This window comes from Streptomyces sp. FH025 (genome assembly GCF_017427025.1).
GTDB lineage: Bacteria > Actinomycetota > Actinomycetes > Streptomycetales > Streptomycetaceae > Kitasatospora.
This window is the reverse complement of record NZ_JAFLNG010000004.1, coordinates 26,424-37,278: the sequence shown is the minus strand read 5'-3', so window position 1 is coordinate 37,278 and position 10,855 is coordinate 26,424. Positions and strand designations below refer to the sequence as shown.

The window sequence follows — 10,855 nt, the reverse complement described above, 5'->3', positions numbered from 1 at the left end:
GGTACCCGAACTCGGCACCGGGGCCCTACCGGGTTCGCGGTACTGGCCCTGCTTGCTGTTCACCCCGGGCGACCGCCCGGTGCGCGCACTCGCCGGGCACCTCGCCGCCCTGACCGGCGGCGGACCCCGCGCCGTCGAGGCCGAGTTGGCGGGTGATCCGCCCGCCCTCGCCGCACGGCTTCGCGACGCGCTCGACCGGCTCGGAGCCGACCGGCTGGTGGTGATCGTCGACCAGGCGGAGGAACTGTTCACGCAGGTGGCGGAGAAGGCGGAGCGGGACCGGTTCGTCGAGGCGCTCACCCGGCTCGCGGCCCCTCGCGGGCCGGACGGCCGCAACCCCCCGGCCCTCGTCGTGTACGGGGTGCGCGCCGACTTCTACGGCCGGTTCGCCGAGTACCCCTCCCTGCACGCCGCGCTCGAAACCCGCCAGGTGTTCGTCGGCCCCCTGTCGGACACCGAACTGGAGGAGGCGATCACCGCGCCCGCCAGGAGCGTGGGGCTGTCCGTCGAACCAGGGCTGGTCGACGTCCTGCTGACCGACCTGGGCGTCGACTCGCTCGACGGCGGGCGGTCCGGTGACGACTGGACGGAGGAAGGCGCGCAGCGCCCCAGGCCCTGGCACGGGTACGACGCCGGACGTCTTCCGCTGCTCGCCCACGCGCTTCGCGCCACCTGGCGCAACCGGAAGGGATCGACCCTCACCCTCGCCGGCTACCGGGCCTCCGGCGGGATTCGCGGAGCCATCGAGTCCACTGCCGAGGACGCCTACCGAGGGCTCGGCGAGGACGGCCGGCAGGCGGCCGAGGTGATCTTCCGCAATCTCGTCAGGATCAACGAGGACGCGGAGGACACCCGGCGCGCGCTCCCGGTGGAACGGGCCGCGGAGGGCGCCGACGAGGCCGTGGCCGAGGCCGTGCTGACGGCGTTCACCCAGGGCCGGCTGCTCACCTGGAACCGTTCCACCGTACAGATCACCCACGAGGCCCTGTTGAAGGCCTGGCCCCGCCTTCACCGGTGGCTGCAGACGGACCGCGCCGGCAACCTCGTGCGCCAGCAGCTCAAGGATGCGGCCGCCGAATGGGAGGGGAAGCACCGCGACCGCTCGCTGCTGTACCGGGGCAACCGTCTGGAGCTCGCCCTCACCTCGACCGGCCGGCCCGGTACCGGAGCGGACGATCTCGGCGTCACGGTCGCGGCCTTCCTGAACGCCTCGATCCGTCTGAAGCGCCGCGCCGCCGCGGTCCGCCGTACGGCCGTCGCGTTGCTGGCCGTGCTCTCGGTGATCGCCATGGCGTCCGCGAAGATGGCCGGCGAGCAGAAGGACCGGGCCGACCAGCAGCGCCGGGTGGCCGTCGAACAGGGAAACCTCGCCAGGGAACGGCTGCTCCAGGCCCAGGCCGAGAACCTGCGTGAGTCCGATCCCCAGCTCTCCCTCCAGCTGAGCCTGGCCGCGCTACGCCTCCACCCGACCCAGGAGAGCAGGTCCGGGCTGGTCAGGACCCTGCGGGAGTCCCATCTCGACGGCGGCTCGGCGCCGGGCGCCGTCGGGTCCTCCGTGGACCTCGCCGAGTTCAGCGGGGACGGCGGCATGCTGGCCGTCGCACGGATCCGTGAGAAGGGGGTGGTCAACCTGTGGGACACCACCGACATCGGGCAGCCGCGTCAGCTCGCCACCCTGAGGGGCCACGCCGACGAGGTCACGGCCGCCGTCTTCAGCCCCGACCAGCGCCGCCTGGTCACCGTCGCGGCGCCCGCCCGGGGCAGGGACGCGAAGGAGACGCCCTCCGGCGACGACATCATCCTCTGGGATCTGACCGACCGGCACAATCCGCGTCGCACGCCCTTCCACGCGGACCCCGGAGTGCGGACGCGGGGCGCGGCCATCAGCCCGGACGGCCGAACGCTGGCCCTCCTGGCGGACGGACCGAACCGCACCCTGACCCTGTGGGACATCAAGGACGCCGAGGCTCCCCGGCGGCTGGGCGAGCCGGTCGCGGCGACACAGGCCGAGTCCGCGGTGTTCAGTTCCGACGGCCGCCTCCTGGTCACCGGATCCTCGTCGATCGAGTACGCGGACGACTCGCTCACCTCGGGTTCGATCACCCGTGGGACGGGCTGGCAGGTATGGGACGTGACGAATCCGGCCGTCCCACGGGCGACGGCAGAGCAGAGACCGGCTGGAGGGGAGCTCGCCGTCAGCCCGACGGCGCCGATCCTGGCCGTGGACAGAGGGCGGACCACCACCCTCTGGGACCTCGCCGACCCGCGCGCCCCCAGGAAGCTGGCCACCCTCACCAACCCCGGCGACGTGTCGGCGCTCGCCTTCGGCCCGGACGGCCGCTCCCTCGTCACCTCCGATTCGAGCGGCGGTTCCCTCCTCTGGGACATCACGGACCCGGCGAACCCCCGGTCCCGGCCCCCGCTGGTCGGCTCACACGGCGTCGTGTCCGCCGCCGGAAGGGAGATCGACCAGATGACGCAGGCCGGGAAGTTCCACCCCATCAGGTCCGCCGCGTTCAACGGGGACGGCCGGCGGATCGTCCTCGCGGACGATGACGGGACGCTCTCCCGGTGGACGCTCGACGGCCGCCCGGCGCCGACGCAGGCCGCCGCGCTGCCAGGTACCTACGTGGCAGCCGCCGCGTTCAGCCCGGACGGCGGCCGGCTGGTCACCGGGGAGTGGACCGGCGACGCCCGGATCTGGGACGTGTCCGACCCGGCCCGGCCGCGGGAGCTGGCGGTGCTTCCCGGTCGAGCGGACTGGTCGGCCACGGCCGTGTCCTTCAACAAGGACGCCACCGTCGTGGCCGTCGGCACCCACTACGGCGTGACCGGCGCCCAAGGGGACGTCACTCTCTGGGACGTCTCCACGCCGGCCACGCCCAGGAAGACCGCCACACTGGCACTGCCATCGGGTGCCGGCTCCATGGCGTTCAGTCCCACGTCCGGTCTCCTCGCCGTCACCGGCGGCACGTGGAGCAGCGACTCATGGGTGGGACTGTGGAACACCGGCGTCGCCGGCGCGCCCGTCCGCCTCAAACTGATCGACCGGCTCGGCCAGGCGATGTCCTCATCCAGGCCGAATGTGTATTCCATCCTGCTGATCCACAAACCGACGGTGTTCAGTCCGGACGGACGGCGACTGGTCCTTCCGGAATCACTGTGGGACGTCTCGGATCCGGCCGCGCCGGTCCAGGTGCCCGCGGCCGACCCGACCGACCCGGCCGACCCGACGGCCTCCCGGATCAGGCCGTTCGGGAGTTCGGGCGGCGCCGCGTTCAGCCCCGACGGCCGGACCCTGGCGGACGGCTCCGACGGCGGGGTGAAGCTCTGGCCCCTGGGAGCGGGCATCGGGCCGTCCGCGACGGCCGTCCTGCCCACGACCCCGGACGCCGGCAAGACCCACGTCGACTTCCACCCCGGCGGACGACTGGTCGCGGTCGGGCAGGGCAACGGCGTCGTCCGCCTCTACGAAATCGCCGATCCGGCCCTTCCGGGCCTGGCCCTCGACCTGCCCGATTCCTCAGCCGACCTGGAGGACGTGCGGTTCAGCCCCGACCGGAAGTCGTTGCTCGTCGTACGCAGCAGCGGCTCCGCCCAGATCTGGGACCTGGGCGCGCTGCCCGCCATCGCGGCCGACCCGGTCGGCCTGGCCTGCCGGATCGCCGGAGGCGGACTCTCCCGCCAGGACTGGGAGATCACCTACGCCACCGGCCTGCCGTACCAGGACACCTGCTCACGGAGCTGAACGGGCCCGGGGCAGGGCCCGCTCGGCGGCGTCTCCTGCCGGCGGTCAGGACAGGCGTGCCAGGACGGCGCGGCAGGTGTGCCGCAGTTCCTCGTCGTTGGCGATGCTCCGGAAGCGTCCGCTGCGGCGGGCCAGTGCCAGTTCCGCCCGGATGCGGGGCAGGGCCGGCGCGGCGGCCGGGCCCATCCGGTCCAGGCAGGCCAGGACGTGGTTCGAGGTCGCGTCGTGCTGCTCCCAGGCGGTCAGCAGCGTACGGAGGACGACGTCGGCCTCGGCCTCGCCGGCGATGTCCCACACGGCGGCAGCGGCGTAGAGACGGGTCCACTCGTACCCGGCGGTCAGCATCGTCCTCAGGCGCGGCAGCGCGGCCGCGGCGGGCGGGCCGATCAGGCCGAGGACGTCGGCCGCGTCGTGGTGCGCGTGGGTGTCGAGCAGGTCGAGCAGTCGCGGCACGGCGTCGGACGGGTCGCGTTCGAGCGCCCACAGCGCGGCCATGGCGGCCGTGCGCAGGTCCACGTTCGGCGCGTCAGCCAGCGGGCGGACCGCTTCCAGGGCGTCCGCGGCCCCGGCGCCGAAGGAGGCGAGCGCCTTCACGGCGGCGGCCGCGATGCGCGGCTGCTCGTGACGGACTGCGGCGGTGACGGCGTCGGTGAGCGCGGGAACGGCGGCCGCGTCGCCCAGTCCGGCCAGGGCGGACACCAGGGCGCCGGTCCCCATGTCGGCCCACGGTGTCGAGAAGTCGGCCTCCGCCAGGTGCCGGGACAGCAGCGGCACCAGCACGTCGGCTTCCGAGCGCAGACGGCCGGCGACCTGCACCGCACGCCAGGCGTCGGTGCCGTCCTCCAGTGCCGTCAGCAGGCAGGGCAGGGCGCGCGGATCGCCGAGGCCGGCCAGCGCCATGACCGCCTCCTGGTGCGCGCGGCGCGCCAGCCGCTTCGGCGTGGCCCAGGCCCGCGGCCCGTGGACGGCCCGGTGCGCGGCGACGTAACCGGCGAGCGCCTCGCGGGCGGGCTCACCGGCGGGCCCCAGCACCTGAAGGCTCTCGGCCGCCGCGGCGGCGGTGTACGGGTCCTCGGGCGTCAGCCGGTCCGCGAGGAGCAGGACCAGGCCGGTGTGGTCGCCCCGCCAGGCGGTGATCAGGTCCTGCGCCATGCGGATCGCGTCGTAGCGGGTGGCGCGGTCCGGGCTGCGGAGCTGTTCGGTGAGCAGCGCCGTGCGTTCGGGCACGCGGGTGTCCAGCACGGTGTGGAAGGTACGCAGCAGGGACGTGGTGGGCGCGTGGAGTCGGCCTTGCCGGTCGAGGTCCTCGAACGCGGCGGCGACCTGCGGTGGGACGCCGGCCTGGGCGGGTGCGGCCGGGGCGTCGTCTTCGGCCTCGTCGGCCTCGCACGCGCAGGCTGTGGAACCGGCTCGGTGCTCCGGTTCGGGCGCGAGGCGGCGCAGCAGGGCGATCGCGGTCGGCACGGTGTCGTCGCGGATGTCCTCCGGGGCGCAGCGGGCGCGGTGGACGAGGGCGGCGAGGCGGATGTCGGGCTCCGTCGCCGGGTCGTCGGCCAGGGCGTCGAGCCAGGCGGAGGCGGCGGGCCGGGCCGTCGGCAGCCTGAGCGCCAGGGTGGCCATCGTCCGGACGACGAGCAGCCGTTCCACGGTCCCGTCCTCGGCCGGCAGCCGGTCGCGCAGCGCGGCGAACGCCCGGTCGGCATCGTCGAGGAACAGGCCCAGGCCCTCGATCCCCGGTCGGCGCACCCCCGGATCCGGGTCCGTGGCGTAGGCGAGGAAGGCGTCGGAACGCTCGCGCATCACCGCCGCGCTGTCCGCGGGGGCCGTAGACTCCCCGCCGTCCGGTGCGACATAGATGCCCTCGCCGCGGTCGGTGGCCTCGCGCCCGATGTTGAGGAGCAGTTCGACGATCGCGGCCCGGTCGGGGGTCGCGGCGTCGTCGGCCAGGGCGAACAGGAAGGGCAGGCTCGCCGTGGTGCACGGGTACACGTCCCCCTGGTGGTGGGCCGCGCTGTAGAAGTCGTCGAGGCCCTTGCGCCGCACCCCGGGATCGGTCGAGGCCATCGCCCGCAGCCACACCGGGACCTCATGGGCCGGGCCGTAGGCGTGGCCCATCGACGCCCAGTCGATACTGTCAAGATCGTTGATCACGCGCATCACCGTGGCAGACGGCACTGACACCGGCGGGCCACCGAAGCAACGAGCCGTCGGCAAGCGGCCGGTGTCACCGGGTCGCGTCGGCGGCGATCCCGACGAGCTGGAGGATCGCGTGGCCCCAGGCCGTGGCCGCGATCAGCACGCCGAACACGACGGCGGTGAAGACGGTGAACGCCTCATCGACGCGACTGCGGGCCTCGGTTCGACGCCGGAGCCGGACGACGATGAAGATCGCGAGGAACGTGGTCGCGCTGATCGTGTACTCCACTACCCACCCCGGCATGTTGACTCCGTGTAGGGATCCGACTACCCGGAGCCTCGTTCATTCGGGTGAGCCTGCCAGAACCGCCGCCCACCCGGAGGCGGTTTCGCGAAACCAGCCGTGCGCGAACAACCGCTGCGCCCGCTCCCCACCGAGACCAGTCCTCCGCCAACCACCAACCACCTGCGCGAACTTGGGAGCACCCATCAGCCTCTCCACCGGCGCTCCGAGGCAGCGAGCCACGCGCTCCCCAGGGACCAGCCGGCCCGCCGACCATGCCCCGGTCGAACGGCCGGCCGACCTCCGGCGCCGTAGGCGACGAGCCGCGAGCGAGGGTGAACCACTCTCAACTCGCGATGACGCTCCTGTGGCGCGATGTCCATAGCCCCTTGACTCCACAACAGTCCTGCCGCGAGCGCTGGCATCAACCGGAATGGGCCTCGGCATGGTGGCCGCCACCGGCGGCGTGGTGCTGACCGTGGTCGCGGCCAACCCGAGCGGCGAGAACGGCGCCAACACCGTGTTCGGCGTGGTCATGTGCTTCCTGGTGGCCATCGCCCTGCTCGGCCCCTGGGCGGCCCGGATCGCGGCCGGGTACTCGGCCTGCCGCTGAGGGCTGGCGCGGGCGGTGCCTCCGGCTCACTGGCCGCCGACAACGCCGCCCGCGCCAGCGCCCGCCGAATGACGTCCGCGCTCACTCGTTCGCGACCCCCGCAGGACGACCGTCTACGGTCTGCCCGCCACCGTGAACGCCGTCACCGTCCTCTCCGACATCAAAGCCGCATTCGGCACCGAAGCCTGGGTGGGCCGACGTGATCCGGGCGGGTAGGCGTTCTGGCCCTGTCGCACATTCGGCACCGGTGTTCTCGTAGTTCGATTAGGCCCTGCTCGTCGCCGCCGGTGTTCTCGCGGCTGCGGCCCGGCATGCGTGCGGCGACGCCTCACGCATGCCGACCGCTCATCGGGGCTCGTGGGCCGCCTCGTTCACGGGCTGCTGGTCCCGGTAGTGGGAGCCCGGGTCACAGCCGCCGCACGGGAGCCCGGTCCGGTCACGCCGGCGGGATCGGGCCGAGGTAGGTGCCGCCGGAGGCGTCGATGGTCTGGCCAGTCACCCAGCGGCCCTGCGGGCCCGCGAGGAATCCCACGACGTCCGCGACGTCCTCCGGCCGGCCGATCCGGCCCAGGGCGGTGATCGACTCCAGCCCGGCCATCGCCTCCGGGGCGCTCGTCCACGCGGACGTCATGTCGGTGAGGATCACGCCGGGGTTGACGGTGTTCACCGTGATCCCACGCCGGCCGAGCTCGTTGGCGAGCGGTGCGGCGAGGGCCGCCAGCGCCGTCTTGCTGACGGTGTAGCCGATCTGGAGGGGCGAGGCGATCCGGGCCGCCGCCGAGGCCACGTTCACGATCCGCCCACCGTCCCGCAGCAGCGGCAGGGCCCGCTGGATCACGAAGACCGGCGTGCGCACGTTGACCGCCATCAGCCGCTCGAACTCCTCCTCGGTGATCTGCTCGATCGAACCGGCCAGGTGGATGCCCGCGTTGTTGACCAGGACGTCCAGGCCGTCCTCGCCGTGCTCCGTCAGCCCGGCCGTGAGACCCTCGAACAACTGGTCCAGCGCGCTGTTCTCGCCGAACCGGGCCCGCACCGCGAACGCCCGGCCGCCGGCCTTGGCGATCAGCTCCACGGTCTCCGCGGCGGCCTCCTCGTTGCCGCCGTAGTGCACCGCGACCAGCGCCCCGTCGGCGGCTAGCCGCAGCGCGACCGCCCGCCCGATTCCGCGCGACCCGCCCGTCACCAGTGCCGTCCTGCCGTCCAGCTCGCCCATGGTCGACGCTCCCCTCGTAATGCGCCGGCCGAATCCGGGGCCGGTTCCAGGTCGCCACGACCCGATGCCGGACAACCCCTCATGTATGCCCGGCGCCGGAGGACTGATGCCGCCCGGCGGCGCAGCGGCCGGGGGGGTCCGACGTCGAGGAGGCGAGGACCGTCGGCGCGACACCTCCGAATAACCGTCAACTCCCCATGCTTGTCGCCTGGATCGATTCATCGACTCGCCCCGGCACCCCGCCGGACGGCAGGGTTCCACCCGTCCAAGGAGGTACGGGCGGCCCACTCCTCAGGACGACGCGGGCCGCGTCGTGCGGATGCGAACGTGGCTCCGAGGGCCCGGGGGAGGGCCCCGGGAGGGATTTCCATGACCACCGTCCACCCGATCCGCCGCCGTACCGGTCTGCGGATCGCCGCCGCCGTCCTCGCCGGCGCCACCGTCGTCTCGCTCGCCCCGGCCGCCGCGGCCGCCCCGGCCGAGCCGGTGGTCACGGCCACGGATACAGCGGTGGCAACGGCAACGGCAACCGCAACGGCAACGGCAACGGCAACGGCAACGGCAACGGTCGAGCGACACCTGTCCGTCGAGCTGCGGCCCGAACTCAGGGCCTTCGTGGAGCAGGGCGGCGCGACGGCCGCGCTCGCCGAGGTCCGCGATCACGGCCGCCCGGTCTGGCGGGGCGCGGCCGGCACCGCCGACCTGGCCAGCGGCGAACCGGCCCGCATCGACGGCCGGTTCCGGATCGGCAGTGTCACCAAGACGTTCGTCGCCACCGTCGTACTCCAGCTGGTCGCCGACGGCCGGGTGAGCCTGGACGACCCGGTCGAACGCCACCTGCCCGGCGCGGTGCCGGGCGGCGCGGGCATCACGGTGCGTCAACTGCTCAACCACACCAGCGGTCTCTACGACTACCTCGAGGAGCCGCAGTTCCTGTACGAGGACGAGGCGAGCCTGCGGTCGTACCTCGCCCGCGGCCGCTGGGTCGACTACCGCCCGCAGGACCTCGTGGCGGCCGCCGTCCCGCACCCGCCGTACTTCCCGCCGGGCCAGGGCTGGCACTACTCCAACACCAACTACGTCCTGCTCGGGATGCTGATCGAGAAGACCACCGGCCGGACGTGGCAGCGGGAGGTCGAGCAGCGCGTCATCCGCCCGCTGGGACTGAACGACACCGTCATGCCCACCTCCGCCACGGGTATCCCGGGACCGTACGCACGCGCGTACGCCAAGCTGCCCGAGGGCCCGGCGGACCTCACCCGGATCAACCCGACCGTCGCCGGCGCGGCGGGCGCCGGGATCTCCACCGCGGCCGACCTCAACCGCTTCCACGCCGCCCTGTTCGGCGGCCGGCTGCTGCGCCCGGCGCAGTTGACCGAGATGACGACCACCGTCCCCGCACCGCTCATCGGCGCCCACTACGGCCTCGGCCTGATGCGCTACGACCTCCCGTGCGGCGAGGTTTGGGGCCATACCGGCGGCATCCCCGGCTACGACACGGTGGTGCTCGGCGCGCGGGACGGCAGCCGGCAGTTCTCCCTGGCGTACAACCTGTACGACGAGAGCGACCCGAAGCGGACCGGCCGCGTGTACGACGACTTCGTGGCCAGGGCCGCCTGCGGCACCGACGCCCGGGCGAGCGCCGAACTCCGGGCCATCGCCCCGGCACCCGGCCCGCTGGGCTGACGGCGGGGAGCGCCCTGGCCCCACCCGGGCCCGGGTTCAGGCCCTGGCCCGGCTGTCGGTGTCGGTGTTCGAGGGCCGCTCAGAAGCGGCGCAGTGCCCGCTTGGCGGCGCGCCGCAGCACGCGGTCCGGGGACTTCTCGGCGCTCGTCAGCGCGAGTGCGATCGCCACCTGCAGCGGCCGGCGGTCGCCGAGCGCCACGTCCACCAGCTTGTCCGCGGCGGTGGCCGGTTCGGCCCGCAGCGCGTGCGCCAGTTCCTGGGCCGCCACCAGCGGTCCCGGGCCGTCGTCCTCGACGCACGCCCGGGCGAACTGGATGCCGGCCCGGACGCTGGAGTCGGGCAGCTCCCGCCGCAGGCTGGCCAGCCACAGCTCCCGGGCCGGCTCGTGCTCGCGCCGCTCCCAGTGCGTCAGTCCCAGCAGCAGCTCCGCCTTGGCCAGCACGGTCGGGTAGCCCGAGGCGCGGGCCTGCTCCAGCAGCGACACCACCCGCGAGCGCTCGGGGGCCGGCAGCGGCACCGGAGCCGTCTCCATCGTCTGGTCGGCCAACTCCAAGGCGGCCCGCGCCTCGATGTAGCCGTAGCCGCTGGCGTGGGCCGCCTCCAGCAGCCGCAGGCCCTGCTCCCGCCTCGTACGGTCGCGCACCAGCAGGAAGCCGAGCTCCAGGCTCGCGTCGGCCGCGACCCGCGGGCGCGGCGAGTCCAGGCAGGCCCGCATCAGGGCCGAGGACTGCTCCCGGTCGCCCTTCAGGGACAGGAACATCGCCCGCGCGAACCGCGCCTCCTCCACCACCTCCCGGTCGCCGCAGGCCTCCGCCCTGCGCAGCGCGGCCCGGGCCCGCCGCGGCCCGCCCCGTATGAGCTCCCGCCACGCCACGCCGACCTGGCCCGCCGCCCGCACCGCAGGGTCCTCGTCGGACGCGGCCGCTGCGAGCACCTGGTCCGCCGCATCGAACTCCCGCAGCTGCAACAGGTGCTGCACCACCAGGACGGCCCCGTCCACATCCAGCCGCCGCTCACCACCGGCCACCGCGGCCACGAGCGCCTCGGGAGGGTTCCGCCGGGTCAGCTGCTCCCAGTACTCGTCCGCACGGTCCTCGACGGTCATGGCCGCCCCTTCCCCTCGCTCGGCTGTCGGGTGCCGGTCAACCTACCCGAACCCACCGACAGGGCGCG

At 73.9% G+C, this 10,855-nt stretch carries 7 protein-coding genes; 3 read left to right on the top strand and 4 right to left on the bottom strand.

Annotated features, from left to right (window positions below):
• Positions 1–3,748: WD40 repeat domain-containing protein (locus J0670_RS00640; protein WP_374223046.1), on the top strand; the 3,748-nt coding region annotated here is incomplete at its 5' end.
• Positions 3,749–3,793: 45 nt separating this feature from the next.
• Here J0670_RS00640 and J0670_RS00635 read toward each other — a convergent pair.
• Positions 3,794–5,905: a HEAT repeat domain-containing protein gene (locus J0670_RS00635; RefSeq protein ID WP_279382911.1), complete on the bottom strand. Its 2,112-nt coding sequence runs from the start codon at positions 5,903–5,905 to the stop codon at positions 3,794–3,796.
• A 67-nt stretch (positions 5,906–5,972) separates the two neighbouring features.
• Complete coding sequence (locus J0670_RS00630) at positions 5,973–6,188, bottom strand: hypothetical protein (RefSeq protein ID WP_207808520.1); 216 nt, start codon at positions 6,186–6,188, stop codon at positions 5,973–5,975.
• Positions 6,189–6,600: 412 nt separating this feature from the next.
• Between J0670_RS00630 and J0670_RS00625 the strand changes: the two genes are divergently transcribed.
• Entirely contained in the window at positions 6,601–6,780 is a 180-nt protein-coding gene (locus J0670_RS00625) for a hypothetical protein (protein WP_207808519.1), read from the top strand.
• Between the two features lie 436 nt (positions 6,781–7,216).
• Here J0670_RS00625 and J0670_RS00620 read toward each other — a convergent pair whose 3' ends face one another.
• The gene (locus J0670_RS00620) at positions 7,217–7,996 is read right to left on the bottom strand and encodes an SDR family NAD(P)-dependent oxidoreductase (protein ID WP_207808517.1); all 780 of its coding nucleotides are present in this window, start codon (positions 7,994–7,996) and stop codon (positions 7,217–7,219) included.
• Between the two features lie 369 nt (positions 7,997–8,365).
• On the opposite strand from J0670_RS00620, the gene J0670_RS00615 reads away from it, so the two are divergent.
• Positions 8,366–9,682 carry a serine hydrolase gene (locus tag J0670_RS00615; protein WP_207808515.1) on the top strand — a complete coding sequence of 439 codons (1,317 nt, stop codon included), beginning with the start codon at positions 8,366–8,368 and terminating at the stop codon, positions 9,680–9,682.
• Between the two features lie 79 nt (positions 9,683–9,761).
• Here J0670_RS00615 and J0670_RS00610 read toward each other — a convergent pair whose 3' ends face one another.
• A complete protein-coding gene (locus J0670_RS00610) occupies positions 9,762–10,787 on the bottom strand; it encodes a hypothetical protein (protein WP_207808513.1) in 1,026 nt (341 codons plus the stop codon).
• Positions 10,788–10,855: the final 68 nt, after the last annotated feature.